Raw genomic sequence first — 16,906 nt, 5'->3', positions numbered from 1 at the left:
CCGGCAGCCCGGCAATGCGTGGCGAGACGCTCAGCCGCCGGCCACGGGTTGCACGACGTCGAGTTTGTCGCCTGCCTGCAGCGCGCGCGCCGCATGCTGGGTGCGCGCCACGAAATCGCCGTTCAGCGCGACCGCAAACGGCGGGCGGGCGCCGTACGCGGTGAGCGCGTCGGCGACAGTCGCGCCCTCGGGCAGCGACAACGGCTTCTGATTGATATGAATGTCCATGATGTCCGAATACGGTTCAATCGATGGCGAAAGCCGCGCGCAGCGCAGCGCTCGTCCGGATAAAGACCACTCGCGCAACGCTCATGCCGGCTCCCGCGCGGAGTCCAGTTGAAAGAGCTCGCTCCAGCGAGCACCGCGTTGCCAGTCGGCGAAAGCATCGGCGTCGCCGATGCGGCCGTCGAGCCGCGCCGCGGCAAAGCGCACGGCTTCGTCGGCGACTTCGGGCACGATCATGTAGCCGTGCCGGTACAGGCCGTTCACGCGCAGCGTCTGCGCGCCGTCCCACAGCAAAGCCGGACGGTGGTCCGGTAAAGTGGGGCGGCACTGCGAATTCAGTTCGAGGATGCGTGCCTCGCCAAAGCCGGGATGCACGGAAAACGCCGCGCTCAGCAGTTCGAGCGCCGAGCGCACGCTGACCGGCGACATGTCCTCGCCTTCCACTTCGGTAGCGCCGATCACGTAGAGATCGTCCTGCTTCGGCGCGATATAGAGCGGATAGCGCGGATGCAGCAGCCGCACCGGCCGCGTCAGTTTGATACCGGGCGCATGCACGCGCGCCACTTCGCCGCGAATGCCGCGCAGCGTGGGCAGCACGGACTTCGCGCCGAGGCCGCGGCAGTCGATCGTGATATGGGCGGCCGGCAGCGCGTGATCGTCGACCGGCGTATTCCAGTGTGTTTCGACACCGCGTTGCGCGAGGCCTGCGGCGAGCGCCGCCAGCACCTGCCGGTTATCCAGCTGGCCTTCGCGCGGCAACAGCCAGCCCTGATTGAAACGCCCCGCCAACGCAGGCTCGGCCGCGCCGAGCTGCGCGCCCGCCAGAGTGATGAAGCCTCCGTCCAGCAATTCCGGCGGGGCATTCGAGCGCACCCGGCGCTCGAACAGCGGCGCTTCGGTGCGGTCGGCGTGATGCCAGACAACCAGCGTGCCATTGCGCTGAAAGAACACCGGCTCGGGCAACTCGGCCAGCACTTGCGGCCAGCTCTCGAGCGAACTCGCGCCGAGGCGCGTGATCAGCAACTCGGCACTGGCTGCTTCCGCGAGCGGCGCCAGCATGGCCGCGGCGACCCACGCGGCGGCTTGCGAACCGGCGGCGTCGCCACGCTCATAGAGCGCCACGCGATGCCCCAGTCCGGCGAGACGCCACGCGACCAGCCGCCCGCACAGGCCACCGCCGAGCACGGCGAAATCGGGTTGTGCAGGACGCGTCATCGCGCACACTCCGTTTCAGGACGGCAAGCAACGCTGAAGCACGGCGCGCCGACGGCGGCGTGACGAAGAGCAAAACACATATCTGAAGAATAGGCGGTCATCGAGTCCTTTCCGTACGGCCACAAAAACGCACGTACCCAGGACGAAACCGGCGGGTGAGGCCGGCCGGGCAATGCGCGCTCCAATGACTAACGCCGCCCGGCGGGGAATGGAAGACTGGCTGCTTCCGGAAACTTCCCGCGCCGGTATTACCCGGATCGGGTGCAAAGGGTCTCTCTCAGCCTCGCCGCCGCAGCATGAAAACCATGCCGCCTGTGCGCGAAGCACCCCTGTTTCGTCGAAGCCCATTAGACCATAAAAGGCGCGGCGCCCGCAAACCAGCGGCTCGCCACGCCGCACGGAATTTGATCCGGCACCATCTTTCTCACTATCAATACGGTCCAAGGCGGCGCTCTGGCACAATGCCAGCACAGGATGCCGCGCGAATGCGGCGCGGACGGCACGCCAGCCGACCTCGCCACGTTCCCGGCGGGATCCGGCAAGGCCTCGCGGCGAGCATTAATTTTCGCTTAAGGGCTTCGCGCCAGAATCGGACGCTCACCCGGGCGTGCGTTCGTCGAGCACGACGCCCGGGCATGTAACGCAAACCCGCCGCAGGGCAGCCCGCAGACGGACCTGCTCCACGGGTCAGCCCCGAATGGGCCAGCACTACTTCAGGATGCTCATGACACCGAATACCTCTGCCAGCCACGCGCTGCCGCCCGACGAAAAAGTCTCCGCCTGGAGCCTGATCAAGCCCTACTGGGTCTCCGAAGAACGAAACACGGCATGGGGCCTGCTCATCGCGATCATCGTGATGAATCTGCTCGTGGTGTGGATCAACGTGCGTCTGAACCGCTGGAGCGCCGACTTCTACAACGCGCTGCAAACCAAGAACGTGCACGACTTCCCGCACCTGCTGATGGTGTTCTCGGCACTCGCGTTCGGCTTCATCATTCTCGCCGTGTACGGCCGCTACCTGCGCCAGATGCTCGGGTTCCGCTGGCGCCAGTGGCTCACCACGCGCTATCTGAACGAGTGGCTGAAAGACAGCGCGTTCTACCGGATCGAGCGCGACCGCCTCGCCGACAACCCCGACCAGCGGATCAGCGACGATCTGCAATCGTTCGCCACCAGCACCCTTTCGCTGACGCTCGACCTGCTGTCCACGGTCGTCACACTGGTGTCGTTCATCACGATCCTGTGGTCGCTCGCCGGCGCGCTGACCATTTCGCTCGGCGGCATGCCGATCGAGATCCCCGGCTACATGGTGTGGGCCGCGGCGCTTTATGCCGTGGTCGGCTCGCTGATCATCCAGAAAGTCGGCCATCCGCTCGTGCCGATCAACTACCAGGCGCAGAAAGTCGAGGCGGATTTCCGTTTCGGCCTGATCCGTCTGCGTGAAAACGCCGAGCAGATCGCCTTCTACAACGGCATGGAAACCGAGAAGAAGAACGCGCACTCGTTGTTCGCGCGCATCCGCGACAACTGGTGGCAGGTGATGAAGTACACCAAGCGCCTCACGTTCGTGCTGAGCTTCTACGGCCAGATCGCGATCATCTTCCCGCTGGTGGTCGCCGCGCCCCGCTACTTCGCCGGCGCCTTCACGTTTGGCGTGCTGATGCAGATTTCCAGCGCATTCGGCACCGTCAGCGATTCGTTCTCCTGGTTCATCAACAGTTACGGCACCCTGGTCGAATGGCGCGCCACCGTGAACCGGTTGCGTGAATTCAAGCGTGTCGTGCACGCGCCGCACCTGAAGGAATCGGTCTCGCCGGCTACCGCGCATGGCGGTATCAATCTGCATTTCGTCGACGAAGACAAACTCACCACCGAATGTCTCAAACTCGCCCTGCCCAACGGCAATCCGCTGTCGCGCATTCGCGATGTCGCGATCCGGCCGGGCTCGCGCTGGCTGGTACGCGGCCCGTCGGGTTCGGGCAAAAGCACGCTGATGCGCGCTCTCGCCGGCTTGTGGCCGTTCGGCGACGGCTCGATCGACGCCCCGGTCAACGCGCGCATGATGTTCATCCCGCAGGTCAGCTACATGCCGATCGGCACGCTCAAAGCGGCGCTCGCCTACCCGTCCGCCGCCGACACCTACACCGACGACGAATGCCGCGAAGCGCTCGTCGTCTGTCATCTGTCGGAGTACGCGGACCGTCTGCAGGAATCGGGACACTGGACCCGCATTCTCTCGCCCGGCGAGCAACAGCGCCTTGCCGCCGCGCGCGTGCTGCTGCACAAGCCGGACTATCTGTTCCTCGACGAAGCGACCAGCGCGCTCGACGCGGAAAACGAGGCGCGCCTGTATCGCCTGTTCACGGAAAGGCTGCCGAAGGCGGCGATTGTCAGTGTCGCGCATCGCGAGTCGCTGGCCGCGTTCCATGACGAAACGCTCGACGTCGAGCGCTCGGACGAAGCGGTCGCGGCATGAGCGACGTCGGCGATCTGAACGAAGCGGGCAGCGCCGGATTCGAGCGCGTCGTGCTGATCACCGGCGCCGGTTCCGGCATCGGCGCCGCGCTGGCCCGGCGCATTGCCGCGCCACGCTCGGCCTTGATGCTGCACGCACGCGGCGCCGACCACGAAGCGCGTGAACGGCTCGCGCAGGTCGCCGCCGATTGCAGCGCGAACGGCTCGCGCTGCGCGACGGTGTACGGCGATCTCGCCGAACGCGGCGCCGCGGAGCATCTGATCCATCAAACGCTGGCGAGCTTCGGCGCGCTCGATCAACTGGTCGCCAACGCGGGACACGCGCAGCGCCAAACGCTTGGTGGACTCGATCCGGACGCGTTCAGCGCAGCCTTCGCGGCCATGCCTGCCGCATTCGCGGCGCTCGTCAAACGGGCGACGCCCGCGCTGGAGACGTCGAAGCGCGGCCGCGTGATCGCGCTCAGTTCGTTCGTCGCGCACCGCTATCGCGCGGACGCGCCGTTTGCCGCGACAGCCGCCGCGAAAGCGGCGCTCGAATCGCTGGCGAAAACCGCCGCGGCGGAACTGGCACCGCACGGCGTGACGGTCAATTGCGTGGCGCCCGGCTATACGCGTAAAGATCGCGGCCCGAGTGCCGATAATGCAGCGGTGTGGAGTCGCGCCGCCGAAGCGACGCCGCTCGGCCATGTCGCCGAACCTGCGGACATCGCCGCGCTGATCGCGTTCCTGCTCTCCGACGAGGCGCGCCACATCACCGGCCAGGTGATCCACATCGACGGCGGCCTCACGCTCGGCTGAGCGAAAGGCGCCACGCAAGCCGCACGTACCTCACAAGAGCCACACGTGCGGCACCTCGGCCGCAACGCCTCCTCACGCAGCCACGCCAGAACGCAGCGCGCCGGCCGCCAACCCTGGCGATGCCAGGCTCGCGCCGCAACATCCCGAAACACGCGAGAAGAGTTCGAAAGCATTTGCGAAGCCGGCAAGCTGTTCCGTGCTTTGAAAATGCCCTCCGGCGGCGACGATAGTCGTGCGGGCCGTACCACGTCCTGCCCCACGTCATTCACCGCTACTGGATTCTCACATGTCATTCGATCGCCGCTTCCATCCTTTGACCCAGCGTCTCGCGCTTGCGCTCGGTGCGCTGCTCGTCGCGAGCGCCGCGCATGCGGCACAAGCGAACCAGGCCAGTCTCGCTCACGAGCCGGCCGACGTTTGCCCCGCGCTCAAGCACATCGTCGACGCCGCTGATTTCCGGCAGTTGCAGACCCAATCCGCCGCGCAACTGCCGGGCACGGAAAGCGTCGACGACTGCCGCGCCAGCACGCATGCATACGATTGCCACTGGCGCGCGCACTGGCAAGCCGACGGTGTCGTCTTCGATCCGCTCGAAGAATTCGGCGCCGATATCGCGGCCTGCTTCCCGAATGTCGTGCATGACATCAACACTCCGACGCGCCAGCATTTCATCGTGACCACCGCCGAGCGGCGCGTCAGTGTCACGGCAAGCGTGCAGGGGCAGAACGAATTGCGCCTGCGCGTCACGCGCTGAGCGTGAGCCCGATCGCCGTTACCCGCTGTGATTCCCGCAATTCTCCGACCGCCGCCCGACGCCGCCTCATGACCTTCATGCCGACCATGCGCGCTGACGCTTTCACGCGAGCCCCACGGGCCGCGTGGATCGCGTTGTGGCGTCCGTGCGCGTGGCTCGCCGTCTCCGCGACCCTGGCGCTCGGCTTGAACGGCTGCGCATGGACGCTGATCCAGGCCGCCGACGCCACCGGTTCAGTCATACAGGCGGGCTACGCGATCGCCGCGAACTACTCGTCGCCGACCTTCGTCAACGGCCGGCCGGCCGACGTGCGCCACGTCTGCGTCGAAGTGAATCAGAACGTGTCGGTCGGCGATTTCGTGCCGGCGCTGCAACTCGCGCTCGACCGGCGCGGCATTCGTTCGGACGTCTACAATCCGGGCACATCGCCCGCCGGCTGCGAGGCACGCCTCGTCTACAACGCCGCGATCGATTACGGCCGCCGCTCGTTCAGCGACGAAACGATCCAGTACCTGTCGATCATCGACCTGACGCTGATCCAGAACGGCCGTATTCTGGTCACGGCCCGCTATCAGACCGGCGGCCTGAACACCGACCGCTTCTCTTCGGCCTCGACCAAGCTCAATGGCCTGATCGCGCGAATGGTAGTGGATCGGACCGACTTCGGGCGCCAGCCGCCGCAGACCATTCAGACTTCCCAGGCGAACTAGGCGCGCGGGCCTCTTGCTTTCTCTTACATGGGAAAGGATTCGAAAGCGTGACGTGCTTTGCTGCGCGCGCACGCTTCTCTAAGATGACCTGAATGAACCCATCCATTCTTGTCGTCGACGACGACCCCGTCGTACGTGAGCTCGTCAGCGGATATCTGCAGGGACGCGGCTTCAAGGTCGACACGCTCGAACACGGCATGGCGCTGCAGCGCCAATTGCAGGACGAGCGGCCAGCCCTGATCGTGCTCGACATCATGATGCCGGAGCTCGACGGCATCAGCGCGCTGCGCGCGTTGCGCGTAGCCGGCGACGACATTCCCGTGATTCTGCTGACCGCGCGTGCCGATCCGATCGACCGCGTGATCGGCCTCGAACTCGGCGCGGACGACTATCTCGGCAAGCCCTTCGAACCGAGCGAACTGGTCGCGCGGATTCGCACCGTGCTGCGCCGTCGCGGCTCCATTGCCCCGAGCGCGCCGGAGCAGCGCGCGCCATACCGCTTCGGCCGTTTCGAAGTGAATTTCCCGGCGCGCGAATTGCGCCGGGACGGCGAGCGCATTGCGTTGCGTTCGAGCGAATTCGCCATGCTCAAGATATTCGTCTCCCACGCGATGACCGTGCTCACGCGCGCGCAGTTGCTGGAGAAGCTGCACGGCAATAGCGAGTTGCATCGCAATCGCAGCCTGGACGTCTCGATCTGGCGTTTGCGCCGGCTGATCGAAGTCGATCCGTCCGAGCCGCGCTATGTGCAAACCGTGTGGGGACGCGGCTACGTGTTCGTGCCGGACGGCGAAATCGGCGCAGCCGAACGCGACGCGCCGCTGGCCTGACCGGGTGACGCAAGGTGCGATGGATATCGACTCTTGCACCGCTGCGCGTCAGCTATCCAGCACGCCGGCCGCTCAGAACGTCAGCACGCTCAGGAACATTCTCTGCAGCCAGCCCATTGTCGTGGCGTCGGACACCATCCCCACACCGGCCTGTTCGATACGCGCGTTCGCCACCTTGCCCGACGCAACATAGTTGCCCGCTTCGATATCCTTGGGATTGACGATGCCCGACAGGCGCAGCCGGTCGCGGTTGCCGCTCATCGCAATGACCTTCTCGCCCGACACCACCAGGTTGCCGGTCGACATCGTGCCGATCACCGTGACGGCAAGCGTGCCGCTCATGCCGCTGACATCGGTGAGACTGCCTTGCCCCTTGTAGTCGGTGCTCGCCGAGCCGATGTTGAACAATCGCGCGAGTCGCGCGGCGGCATTGGTGGAGTGGTCGGCGGCGTCGGCGGTAATACTGCTCGAACGGCTCGCCGCGGCGGTCGCGCTGTTATTGCCGCTATACGATTCCGCGAGACGGATCGTCAATACGTCGCCGATATGTTGCGCGCGCGGTGTTTCGTATAGCAGCAACGGAGCGCCGGCCTGATAGATCGCGCCTTGCGTGTTGACGTTCAACGGCGCCGAGGCGAGCGGCGGCGCCATCGGCGTATCCACGATCGAATTTTGCCGGCTCGCGCAAGCCGCGAGGCAGGCCGCCGCGCCTAGCGCGACAGTGAGACGTAGCGCAGTCATGCATGCTCCTTGTTCGAAACGGGCCTCACGGCCACACACTCAATGCCGCTCATCAACCCGCCTCGGCGCCGCTCGCCTGCCATTGCCGCACGACCGACTTCACCCACGCATCCGAGCCCTTCAGCAAATAGGTGAGCGTGCCGTTGCGAGTGCCCGGCAGAAAGCACAACGTGATCGAACTCACCGCGTTTTCCCAGACGTACGTGGGCATTGCGCCCGAGGCCGACACGTTCTGCGTCGCCTGACGCGGTGGCCCGTAGCGGTCCGCGAGCGCGTCGCGCAAGTCCTCGGCGGTGATCTCGTCGATCACGAAAGAAATTTCGTACAGCCGCAGCGCGCGTTGCCCGTCCACGCGCGCAAAGCGCAGCACATGCTCCAGCGCGGGCGCGCCGTCGACCACCGCTTGCGACACCACCCAGCCGTTGTCCGCGCGATATGCCCAGCGGCATGCCACCGTCAGGCTCTCGTGCGACTTCAGCCGCATGCCGAGCGCGCCCGCCTGCACGTCCGTCTCGCAGACCGGCACGCTGCCGGGCGGCGTGGCCCGCACGGTCGAGCCCGCACGGAATTCGTCGAGCGTGATGCCGAGCGCGACGCCACGGAACGCGAACGGCGCGTCTTGCGGGCGCCGCCGTGCATCGGCGGAAGGTTCTTTCGACGCGGCGCTCGACGCACCCGTCTCACGCACGAGCGGCTGCGCTTCAACGGTCAACGAAAACACGCCGCCCAGCAATACCAGCGCGCAGGCAATCCGTTTGAGTGTCATGATTCAGTCGATGGCGGATGAACACATGTCGAACGGCGAGGCCGCGGCATGGCCGACGACCGGGATGATTTTCAGTGTGGCCGAGGTCAGCCGGCACGGCAGCGCGGCGACGGCACAGCCACCCAGAGGCAGCAGCGCCGCGCCGAGCGTCAACCACGCGGCAATTCGCATGAAGCGGTGAAGAATTCTCGGGGTCGACACACGGGCCTCTGTACGTCAGGCTGTGGTATTGACGTGATGCCCGACGAGCCCGGCAGGCAGCGACGGCTGTGTCCGGCTGGCGGACTCCCGTGTCTGCGCGGCGGCACTCGAACTGTTGGCGGCTGCGGGCCTTTCCGTCGGCGGCGTTGGCGCCAGCGAAGAAAAGCGGGTGGAGGTGAGATTGCTGGGAACGGTCATGATGAGCCTCGCGTGGCGCTAGGTTTCGATTTCACGCCGCCTGCCGTGGGCCCAAGGCGTTAGGCTGTTTTCAGCATGCGGCGCAACGTACTGCACGACGAATCATCTCGCTGCACACGCGGTGCCGATGCACGAAGGAACGCGCGCTTTCCGGCGGTTCTTACGAGCCGTTGCGCGCCGTTTCGGCCAGTTCCAAATACGCGCAAATTCTTTCTTGGGAGGAATGTTGGGGATGCGAAGCGGGCCGCGGGCGCTGCTGCGCACATTGCCGAATATGGCCGCGCTGAATATCCCGTGAGCCTTGTGTGACGGTCGCCGCAAACGAGCCGCCGACAGCCGCGCAGCGTGACGTAAGCATTGGTAAGAAAACAGTCGGACGCCTGTCGCACATGCCAGTCTAGAATTTCGCCATGAATCCACAGGTCCTTATCGTCGACGACGATCCGGTCGTACGCGATCTGCTTTGCAAGTTTCTGCAATCGAACGGCTTCGATGCGTCCGTGCTCCACGACGGCACCCATCTCCAGCGCCGGCTCGAACGTGAACGGCCATCGGTCGTCGTGCTCGACATCATGATGCCGAACACCGACGGCCTGCGCGCGCTCACCGCGCTGCGCGCCGCCGGCGACGATATCCCGGTGATCTTCGTGACGGCGCGCGGCACGGTGGCCGACCGCATTGTCGGACTCTCGCTCGGCGCGGACGACTACCTGACCAAGCCGTTCGACCCACGCGAATTGCTCGCGCGCATCCACACGGTGCTGCGCCGGCGCGGGCCGTCCACCACGAGCGCGCCGGAAGCCCGCAAGCCGTATCGCTTCGGTCCGTTCGAGCTCGACTTCGCAACCCGTTCGCTGTGCCGGGACAGTTCGAAACTGCCGCTGCGCGACAGTGAGTTCGCGCTCCTGAAGATCTTCGTCAACAATCCGTACAAGGTGCTCTCGCGCGTGCTGATTCACGATCTCGTGCATCGCGACAATCTCGCCTTCCGCGACCGCAGCCTCGACGTGCCGATCTGGCGCCTGCGCCGCGTGATCGAAGACGATCCGTCGAACCCCTGCTACGTGCAGACGGTGCGCGGCAAAGGCTATGTGTTCGTGCCCGACGCCGACGGCACACCCTTCGCCGACGAGGCCGCCAGAGGCGCATGAAGAACCCGCTGAACACGCTGTTCGGCAGGATGGCGTTACTCTCGGCGGCGGTGTTGTTCGCGATTCAGGCCGGCTGGTTCGTGCTGGTGGTGATGCAGCCGCCGCGCCATGAAATCGACGGCTTCGCGCGCGGCATCCTGCTGGTGTTGCAGGCGATCAACGGCGAGCCGATGAAAGGCGCCGCGCTCGCGCCCGCCATGCGCGTGCATCTCGTGCCCACCTGGAACATGCCGGCGAGCGTGCATCTGCACGAGCCGGCCAATCATCCGCTGGTCGAACTGAGCCGGCATCTGCGCGAGAATCTGCCGCCCGGCACCCGGATCGCCGTCGACGACCTGCGCCCGCCGCAGTTGTGGGTGCTGTTTCCCGGCAAGTCGAACTGGGTTGTCGTGCCGGTGGACGTACCGCCGCGCCCGCGCTTCCTCATCGAGTCGATCTCGATGCTGCTCGCCGCGCTGATCCTCTCCGTGTTCGCCGCCTGGCAGATGCAGCGGCCGCTGTCGCGCGTCGCCGACGCCGCGCGCGCGTTCGGCTCGGGCGGCCGCCCGGAGCCGGTGACAGTGCAAGGCCCGCGCGAGCTGCGCGATCTGATCGGCTCCTTCAACGACATGATGCGGCGCCTGAACGAAGCCGGCGACGACCAGGCCGTGATGCTGGCCGGCGTCGCGCACGATCTGAAAGCACCACTCACGCGGCTGAAGTTGCGCGCGAGCGTACTGGTGGCGGAAAACGAGCGCGCCGGTTTGATCCGCGATGTCGACTCGCTGACCAACATCGTCCAGCAGTTTCTCGAATTCGCGGGCCAGTCCGCAGAAGCCGGCCCGCCGGTCGAGGTCGACGATTTCCTGCGGGAACAGTTCACCGCCGGCGACAGCACCGAAACGCCGCTCTTCAAGCTCGACCTGCGTGCCGGTTCGGCGTTCACGTTGCCGCGCACGCTGCTCGACCGGCTGGTCACGAACCTCGTCGATAACGCGCTCGAACACGGCGCGCCGCCCGTGGATATCGGCACCGCGCGCCATGACGGCCATTGGGTGATCAGCGTACGCGACCACGGTCCCGGCATTCCCGACGGGCGCATTGCCGCCGCCATGAAGCCGTTCGTACGGCTCGACGCCGCGCGTGGCGGCGAAGGCCATTGCGGCTTGGGTCTCGCGATCGTCGCGCGGCTCGCGCACGACCGCGGCGGACGGTGTCACGTGCGCAATCACGCGCAGGGCGGTCTGGAAGTGCGGATCGAATTGCCCGCGGTGCCAGCGCTGACGTGAGCGGAAGTTGCGCTGGCGCTTCTTATGGGCGCTTACGCGCCCTTACTGGACGGACTCTCGCAGGCGCGGCGGCCTTATAGTCGGCCCCGGCAACCTCGATGCCGCCCTTCTCCGTCCGCCCGCTCCCTTGGGGCGGACTTTTTTTGCCTGCGGTGAACGCAACACGCTGACGCTTCAGACCACGAGGCGGCTGTGCAAAGTGTCGATGGTCGCCTGCGAGACGCCGAGGCCTTGCGTCAGGTAGCTCACCATCGTGCCGTAGCTCGCCTGCACCTGGTCGAAGCCGGCCTGCAAGTAATTTTCCTGAACGCTCAACAACGGCGCTTCGACCGAAGCGGCGGCGTCGCCGTCCTGCGTGCGCAGCGTGTCGGTTTGCGCCTTGATCTGCGGCGCCAGATAGACGTTGCTCAACAGATAGTCCTGAATGATCACGTCGAGCGGCACATTCGCAATGCTGAGCAGGAGCGCCGCGATCCAGCCCGCGCGATCCTTGCCCGCGCTGGAATGAAACAGTTGCGCGCCGGGAGCGTCGGCCAGATTCGTCAGGAGCGCACCGTAAGCGGCGCGCTGCGCGGCGCCGGTCACGTAGCCGCGCGCCTGCGCCTCCATGAACGCGACGGCGGCGGCCGCCGTGTCGAAAGCCGGCGCGACGAAGTCGGCGGTGCCCAGCACGTTGAGCGTCCGGGTTGTCGCGCCGCGCGGCAGAATATCGGCGGTTCGCGCGATTTCAGCCGGCGTGCGCAGATCGTAGACCGAGGCAATGCCGAGCCGGTCGATCGCGGCCTGGTCGGCGGCGTCGAGCGTCAGCGCGTTCGCGCGATAGAACGCGCCACGGCGCATCTGTTTGCCGTCGACGGTCGGATAGGGCGCCGCCCCCGCGAGGTCGCGAAAGTTGCCGACCGACGCAAGGCGTGGCGTTGCAGGCGGATCGTCGCTGAGGTTGCCCCCGCCGCAAGCGGACAGCAGCGAGCCGCCCACGCCGGAGATCAGCAGGGCGCCGGCCGAGCGCTTCAGAAAGTTCCGGCGCGACGCCACGGCCTCACGGGCCGAAATCCGGCTTGTCCGCAGGAACGTGCTCGCGGAGCGACAGAACGGCGAGCAGGTTTTTGCGGTAGCGGGCATTAGGCGTGGCTGGCGCGGACGTGAGAAGGTGAGTCGCAGCATCGGCACTGCGAGTGCAGTTTAACCACGCTCTGTATATTTTGGGTTACACGGTAGTAGTTGGTAAGGAATGACCGCCATTTTTGACCACAACTGGCCCCACTACGCCACGCCCCGTAGAATACGAACACCCCACATTCGAGCCCACGGCAGGCCGACACGTCCTGGCGACCACAACAAAAATGCCCTCTCTCCAATGGTTTACCGAACTGACCCAGCGCGAACGCCGCACCTTGTACGCCGGCTTCGGCGGCTACGCGGTCGACGCCTTCGACTTCATGATCTACTCCTTCCTCATTCCGACGCTGATCGCGACATGGGGCATGACGAGGAGCGAAGCCGGCATGATCGCCACCAGTTCGCTGATCTCGTCGGCGGTGGGCGGCTGGCTCGCCGGCATTCTCGCCGACCGCTATGGCCGCATCCGGGTGCTGCAGTGGACTATCGCCACCTTTGCGCTCTTTACCTTTCTGTCGGGCTTCACCCACTCGTTCTGGCAACTGCTCGCCACCCGCACGCTGCAGGGCATTGGCTTCGGCGGTGAATGGTCGGTCGTGACGATCATGATGGCCGAAACCATTCGCTCGCCTCAGCACCGCGCGAAAGCCGTGGGCACCGTGCAAAGCAGCTGGTCGTTCGGCTGGGCGGCTGCGGCGATCATCTACTGGGCCTTTTTCGCGCTGCTGCCGGAGCAATATGCGTGGCGAGCCTGCTTCTGGATCGGCCTGTTGCCCGCGGCGTGGATCATCTATATTCGCCGCAACGTGAGCGATCCGGAAATCTTTCTCGAAACGCGCCGCGCCCGCGAGAGCGGTTTCGACACCTCGCACTTCCTGCAGATCTTCTCCGCCGCTCACCTCAAAACCACCCTGCTCGGCAGCGCGCTGTGCACCGGCATGCTCGGCGGCTATTACGCGATCACCACCTGGCTGCCGACTTATCTGAAGACCGTGCGCCATCTGTCGGTGTTCAACACGAGCGGCTATCTGATCGTGCTGATCGTCGGTTCGTTCACGGGCTATATTGTCGGCGCGATTCTGTGCGACAGGATTGGCCGGCGTGCGTCGTTCGTGCTGTTCGCAATCGGCTCGTTCGTACTCGGCATGTTCTACACCATGCTGCCGATCACCGACGGCATGATGCTCGCGCTCGGTTTTCCGCTCGGCATCGTGGTGCAGGGGATTTTTGCAGGCGTGGGCGCATACCTGTCGGAGCTGTATCCGAACGCGATACGCGGCTCGGGACAAGGCTTCTGCTACAACCTCGGGCGCGGGCTCGGCTCGTTCTTTCCGATTCTGGTCGGTACACTGTCGCAAACCATGACGCTGGTGAAGGCGATGGGCATCGTGGCGGGCTCGGGCTATCTGCTCGTGATCATCGCGGCGATATGTCTGCCTGAGACCAAGGGCAAGGTACTCGGGACCACCCGCCCCGCTGCCTGAATCCGCAGTACACACACATGAAAACGATTGTTCTGGGCGGCGGCGTGATCGGCGTCGCCACGGCTTTTTATCTGCGCCAGCAAGGCTGCGAGGTGACGGTGATCGAGCGCGAGCCTGATGTCGCGCTCTCCACCAGTTTCGGCAACGCGGGGGTGATCGCACCGGGCTACGTGACGCCCTGGGCCGCGCCCGGCATGCCGGCCAAGATTCTCAAATACCTGTTCAAACCGGCCTCGCCGCTGATCTTCCGCCCGACTTTCGATCCCGCTCAGTGGCGTTGGATCGTGCGCTGGCTGCGCGAATGCGATCTCGAACGGTTTCGCGTCAACAAGCAGCGCATGCAGCGCATTGCTTACTACAGCCGCGAATGCCTGCATGAATTCCGCGGCCGCCATCCGTTCGACTATGGCCGCAGCCAGGGCTATCTGCAGTTGTTTCGCAGCGAGTACGACGTCGAACTCGCGCAACCGGCGCTTGCGGTGCTGCGCGATGCCGGCATCGCGCACCGGGAAGTCAGTACGGCGCAGTGTGTCGAGATCGAGCCGGGCTTGCGCTGGGCGCGTCAGGCGCCGCTCTCAGGGCTCTATCTGCCCGACGACGAAGCCGGCGATTGCGCCCGCTTTACCCGCGAACTGCGCGCGATCTGCGAACGCAACGACGTGCGCTTTCGTTTCGACACGCGGGTGACTTCGCTCGACGTGCAAGGCGGTGCGGTACGCGCGGTGCGTATCGAGAGCGAACGCGGCACCGGGATGTTGCACGCGGATGCCGTGGTGGTGGCGCTGGGCGTCGACAGTGCCGCGCTGCTCGCGCGGCTCGGTGTGAAGGTGCCGCTTTATCCGGTGAAAGGCTATTCGGCGACGCTGCCCATCACCGACGAAGAAAAAGCCCCGCGCGCCGCGTTGATGGACGAATCGCTGAAAACGGCGATCACGCGTTTCGGCAACAACCTGCGGGTGGCCGGCACCGCCGAACTCGGCAATCGCGAGAGCACCTTGCGCGAACAGGCTCTGCAAACGCTAATGAAAGTGCTCGGCGACTGGTTCCCACACGCGGCCAATCCTACGTCCGCGCATTTCTGGGTGGGCCGCCGTCCGATGACACCCGACGGTGCGCCGCTGCTTGGTCCGTCAGGCGTGGAGAAACTGTGGTTGAACCTCGGGCACGGCTCGACGGGCTGGGCGATGTCGATGGGTTCGGGTCGCGTGGTCGCGGACCTGATTACGGACCGCAAGCCGGAGATCGATCTGGATGGACTGACATTGGCGCGGTATCGCAAGTCAGGCACATAGCGCCACGGCGCGTTGGCGTTAAAAAGCCGGGTCACCCTCGCAGGTGCCCGGCTTTGTTTTTTCACCGCTCGATGTGCCGCTCACGTGGCACATTTGTCGCCTCCACCTCTTCCTGCAAGCAGAAGCCGGCTTTCGCGCCGGAGCGTGAAAGCCGGCCGGAGACGTTTAGCGCGGCAGTTCCGAATGACCCATCAGGAACGCGTCGACGGAACGCGCGCACTGGCGGCCTTCGCGAATCGCCCACACCACCAGCGACTGGCCGCGGCGCATATCGCCCGCGGTGAACACCTTGTCCACCGACGTGTAATACGCTTTGTCGCCTTCAGTCGACGCACGCACGTTGCCGCGAGCATCCTTGTCGACGCCGAACGCGTCGAGCACCGGCGACACCGGCTGCGTAAAGCCCATGGCGAGCAGCACCAGATCGGCCTTCATTTCGAATTCAGAGTCCGGCACTTCCTGCATCTTGCCGTCCTTCCATTCGACGCGCGCCGCGATCAGCTTCTCGACCTTGCCGTTCTTGCCTTCGAGGCGCTTGGTCGCGACCGCCCAATCACGCGAGCAGCCTTCGTCGTGCGACGACGACGTGCGCAGCTTGATCGGCCAGTACGGCCACACGAGCGGCTTGTTCTCTTCTTCCGGCGGTTGCGGCAGCAGTTCGAATTGCGTGACGCTCTTCGCGCCATGACGATTCGACGTGCCCACGCAGTCCGAACCCGTATCGCCGCCGCCGATCACGACCACGTGCTTGCCCTTCGCGAGCAACTGGTTCGCGACCTTGTCGCCGGCATTGACCTTGTTCTGTTGCGGCAGGAATTCCATCGCGTAGTGGATGCCTTCCAGCTCACGACCCGGCACCGGCAGATCGCGCGGCGTTTCCGAACCGCCCGCGATCACCACCGCGTCGAACTCTTCCTTCAACTGATCCGGCGTGATGGTTTCCTTCGCCGTGTTGCCGATATGCGCCGGCAGCGAATCCGCTTTGCCGATGAACACGTTGGCGCGGAACGTCACGCCTTCGGCTTCCATCTGGCGCATGCGGCGATCGATCAGCCACTTCTCCAGCTTGAAGTCGGGAATGCCGTAGCGCAGCAAACCGCCAATGCGGTCGTTCTTTTCGAACACGGTGACATCGTGCCCCGCGCGCGCGAGTTGCTGCGCGACGGCCAGACCGGCGGGGCCGGATCCGACCACGGCAACCTTCTTGCCGGTCTTGTGCTTCGGCGGCAGCGGCGCGACCCAGCCTTCGGTCCATGCCTTGTCGATGATCGCGTGTTCGATCGACTTGATACCGACCGGGTCGTTGTTGATGCCGAGCGTGCACGCCGCTTCGCACGGTGCCGGGCAGATGCGGCCGGTGAACTCGGGGAAGTTGTTCGTGGAGTGCAGCACTTCGATCGCGTTCTTCCAGTCCTGGTGAAACACCAGGTCGTTGAAGTCCGGGATGATGTTGTTCACCGGGCAGCCGTTGTTGCAGAACGGAATGCCGCAGTCCATGCAACGTGCGCCTTGAATCTTCGCTTCGTCGTCGCTCAGTGCGGCGACGAATTCCTTGTAGTGCTTCACACGCGTGAGCGGAGCTTCGTACGCCTCGTGGCGGCGTTCGAACTCGAGAAAACCGGTTGCCTTGCCCATGTGGTTCTCTTCTCTATCTAATCAGGTGGGGTGGTCTACACCCA

16 protein-coding genes and 1 riboswitch are annotated in these 16,906 nt (G+C 65.3%); of the genes, 9 read left to right on the top strand and 7 right to left on the bottom strand.

Annotated features, from left to right (window positions below; translation table 11 throughout):
• Positions 1 to 30: 30 nt before the first annotated feature.
• Together thiS and NE850_RS32365 are read right to left on the bottom strand one after the other, a co-directional pair.
• On the bottom strand, positions 31 to 228 hold the full coding sequence (gene thiS / locus NE850_RS32370; protein ID WP_007180192.1) for a sulfur carrier protein ThiS: 198 nt from the start codon (positions 226 to 228) through the stop codon (positions 31 to 33).
• Positions 229 to 309: 81 nt separating this feature from the next.
• The gene (locus NE850_RS32365) at positions 310 to 1,440 is read right to left on the bottom strand and encodes an FAD-dependent oxidoreductase (RefSeq protein WP_007180191.1); all 1,131 of its coding nucleotides are present in this window, start codon (positions 1,438 to 1,440) and stop codon (positions 310 to 312) included.
• A 217-nt stretch (positions 1,441 to 1,657) separates the two neighbouring features.
• Positions 1,658 to 1,781, bottom strand: a riboswitch (TPP riboswitch).
• Positions 1,782 to 2,164: 383 nt separating this feature from the next.
• Here NE850_RS32365 and NE850_RS32360 point away from each other — a divergent pair.
• The 5 genes from NE850_RS32360 (at position 2,165) to NE850_RS32340 (ending at position 7,007) form a co-directional block, all read left to right on the top strand.
• Entirely contained in the window at positions 2,165 to 3,916 is a 1,752-nt protein-coding gene (locus NE850_RS32360; RefSeq protein WP_310699865.1) for an ABC transporter ATP-binding protein/permease, read from the top strand.
• Positions 3,913 to 4,713 (top strand): SDR family NAD(P)-dependent oxidoreductase, encoded by an 801-nt coding sequence (locus NE850_RS32355; protein WP_007180189.1) that lies wholly within the window; start codon positions 3,913 to 3,915, stop codon positions 4,711 to 4,713. The genes NE850_RS32360 and NE850_RS32355 overlap by 4 nt, the downstream gene beginning before the upstream one ends.
• A gap of 286 nt (positions 4,714 to 4,999) precedes the next feature.
• The gene (locus tag NE850_RS32350) at positions 5,000 to 5,467 is read left to right on the top strand and encodes a hypothetical protein (RefSeq protein ID WP_310699864.1); all 468 of its coding nucleotides are present in this window, start codon (positions 5,000 to 5,002) and stop codon (positions 5,465 to 5,467) included.
• Between the two features lie 68 nt (positions 5,468 to 5,535).
• The gene (locus NE850_RS32345; RefSeq protein ID WP_007180187.1) at positions 5,536 to 6,177 is read left to right on the top strand and encodes a hypothetical protein; all 642 of its coding nucleotides are present in this window, start codon (positions 5,536 to 5,538) and stop codon (positions 6,175 to 6,177) included.
• A gap of 92 nt (positions 6,178 to 6,269) precedes the next feature.
• Positions 6,270 to 7,007 (top strand): response regulator, encoded by a 738-nt coding sequence (locus NE850_RS32340; protein ID WP_007180186.1) that lies wholly within the window; start codon positions 6,270 to 6,272, stop codon positions 7,005 to 7,007.
• Between the two features lie 72 nt (positions 7,008 to 7,079).
• Here the strand turns inward: NE850_RS32340 and NE850_RS32335 are convergent, their stop codons facing one another.
• From NE850_RS32335 to NE850_RS32325, 3 genes are read right to left on the bottom strand one after another with little or no spacing between them, the layout of a single operon-like run.
• Positions 7,080 to 7,748 (bottom strand): flagellar basal body L-ring protein FlgH, encoded by a 669-nt coding sequence (locus NE850_RS32335; protein WP_007180185.1) that lies wholly within the window; start codon positions 7,746 to 7,748, stop codon positions 7,080 to 7,082.
• 52 nt (positions 7,749 to 7,800) lie between these two features.
• Positions 7,801 to 8,514: a hypothetical protein gene (locus NE850_RS32330; RefSeq protein WP_310699863.1), complete on the bottom strand. Its 714-nt coding sequence runs from the start codon at positions 8,512 to 8,514 to the stop codon at positions 7,801 to 7,803.
• 3 nt (positions 8,515 to 8,517) lie between these two features.
• Positions 8,518 to 8,685: a DUF6726 family protein gene (locus NE850_RS32325; protein WP_007180183.1), complete on the bottom strand. Its 168-nt coding sequence runs from the start codon at positions 8,683 to 8,685 to the stop codon at positions 8,518 to 8,520.
• Between the two features lie 638 nt (positions 8,686 to 9,323).
• On the opposite strand from NE850_RS32325, the gene NE850_RS32320 reads away from it, so the two are divergent.
• A complete protein-coding gene (locus tag NE850_RS32320) occupies positions 9,324 to 10,064 on the top strand; it encodes a response regulator (RefSeq protein ID WP_007180180.1) in 741 nt (246 codons plus the stop codon).
• Positions 10,061 to 11,332 carry an ATP-binding protein gene (locus tag NE850_RS32315; protein WP_007180179.1) on the top strand — a complete coding sequence of 424 codons (1,272 nt, stop codon included), beginning with the start codon at positions 10,061 to 10,063 and terminating at the stop codon, positions 11,330 to 11,332. Before NE850_RS32320 ends, NE850_RS32315 begins: the two co-directional genes overlap by 4 nt.
• A gap of 174 nt (positions 11,333 to 11,506) precedes the next feature.
• Here the strand turns inward: NE850_RS32315 and NE850_RS32310 are convergent, their stop codons facing one another.
• The gene (locus tag NE850_RS32310) at positions 11,507 to 12,454 is read right to left on the bottom strand and encodes a tyrosine-protein phosphatase (protein ID WP_007180178.1); all 948 of its coding nucleotides are present in this window, start codon (positions 12,452 to 12,454) and stop codon (positions 11,507 to 11,509) included.
• Between the two features lie 221 nt (positions 12,455 to 12,675).
• Between NE850_RS32310 and NE850_RS32305 the strand changes: the two genes are divergently transcribed.
• Both NE850_RS32305 and NE850_RS32300 read left to right on the top strand, forming a co-directional pair.
• Positions 12,676 to 13,935, top strand: a complete 1,260-nt coding sequence (locus NE850_RS32305; protein ID WP_007180177.1) for an MFS transporter — start codon at positions 12,676 to 12,678, stop codon at positions 13,933 to 13,935.
• 17 nt (positions 13,936 to 13,952) lie between these two features.
• Entirely contained in the window at positions 13,953 to 15,227 is a 1,275-nt protein-coding gene (locus tag NE850_RS32300) for a D-amino acid dehydrogenase (protein ID WP_165187149.1), read from the top strand.
• Between the two features lie 165 nt (positions 15,228 to 15,392).
• Here NE850_RS32300 and NE850_RS32295 read toward each other — a convergent pair whose 3' ends face one another.
• Positions 15,393 to 16,862 (bottom strand): glutamate synthase subunit beta, encoded by a 1,470-nt coding sequence (locus NE850_RS32295; RefSeq protein ID WP_007180175.1) that lies wholly within the window; start codon positions 16,860 to 16,862, stop codon positions 15,393 to 15,395.
• Positions 16,863 to 16,906 lie beyond the last annotated feature (44 nt).

Origin of the sequence: Paraburkholderia sp. USG1, assembly GCF_031570135.1 — a bacterium.
Lineage (GTDB): Bacteria > Pseudomonadota > Gammaproteobacteria > Burkholderiales > Burkholderiaceae > Paraburkholderia > Paraburkholderia dioscoreae.
The sequence above is the reverse complement of the archived record's forward strand: the minus strand, read 5'-3'. Positions and strand labels throughout refer to the sequence as shown.

Excerpts from the sequence above, each read along its gene's own strand:
- thiS (WP_007180192.1), bottom strand. The coding sequence starts at position 228 with ATGGACATTCATATCAATCAGAAGCCGTTGTCGCTGCCCGAGGGCGCG.
- NE850_RS32365 (WP_007180191.1), bottom strand. The coding sequence starts at position 1,440 with ATGACGCGTCCTGCACAACCCGATTTCGCCGTGCTCGGCGGTGGCCTG.
- NE850_RS32360 (WP_310699865.1), top strand. The coding sequence starts at position 2,165 with ATGACACCGAATACCTCTGCCAGCCACGCGCTGCCGCCCGACGAAAAA.
- NE850_RS32355 (WP_007180189.1), top strand. The coding sequence starts at position 3,913 with ATGAGCGACGTCGGCGATCTGAACGAAGCGGGCAGCGCCGGATTCGAG.
- NE850_RS32350 (WP_310699864.1), top strand. The coding sequence starts at position 5,000 with ATGTCATTCGATCGCCGCTTCCATCCTTTGACCCAGCGTCTCGCGCTT.
- NE850_RS32345 (WP_007180187.1), top strand. The coding sequence starts at position 5,536 with ATGACCTTCATGCCGACCATGCGCGCTGACGCTTTCACGCGAGCCCCA.
- NE850_RS32340 (WP_007180186.1), top strand. The coding sequence starts at position 6,270 with ATGAACCCATCCATTCTTGTCGTCGACGACGACCCCGTCGTACGTGAG.
- NE850_RS32335 (WP_007180185.1), bottom strand. The coding sequence starts at position 7,748 with ATGACTGCGCTACGTCTCACTGTCGCGCTAGGCGCGGCGGCCTGCCTC.
- NE850_RS32330 (WP_310699863.1), bottom strand. The coding sequence starts at position 8,514 with ATGACACTCAAACGGATTGCCTGCGCGCTGGTATTGCTGGGCGGCGTG.
- NE850_RS32325 (WP_007180183.1), bottom strand. The coding sequence starts at position 8,685 with ATGCGAATTGCCGCGTGGTTGACGCTCGGCGCGGCGCTGCTGCCTCTG.
- NE850_RS32320 (WP_007180180.1), top strand. The coding sequence starts at position 9,324 with ATGAATCCACAGGTCCTTATCGTCGACGACGATCCGGTCGTACGCGAT.
- NE850_RS32315 (WP_007180179.1), top strand. The coding sequence starts at position 10,061 with ATGAAGAACCCGCTGAACACGCTGTTCGGCAGGATGGCGTTACTCTCG.
- NE850_RS32310 (WP_007180178.1), bottom strand. The coding sequence starts at position 12,454 with ATGCCCGCTACCGCAAAAACCTGCTCGCCGTTCTGTCGCTCCGCGAGC.
- NE850_RS32305 (WP_007180177.1), top strand. The coding sequence starts at position 12,676 with ATGCCCTCTCTCCAATGGTTTACCGAACTGACCCAGCGCGAACGCCGC.
- NE850_RS32300 (WP_165187149.1), top strand. The coding sequence starts at position 13,953 with ATGAAAACGATTGTTCTGGGCGGCGGCGTGATCGGCGTCGCCACGGCT.
- NE850_RS32295 (WP_007180175.1), bottom strand. The coding sequence starts at position 16,862 with ATGGGCAAGGCAACCGGTTTTCTCGAGTTCGAACGCCGCCACGAGGCG.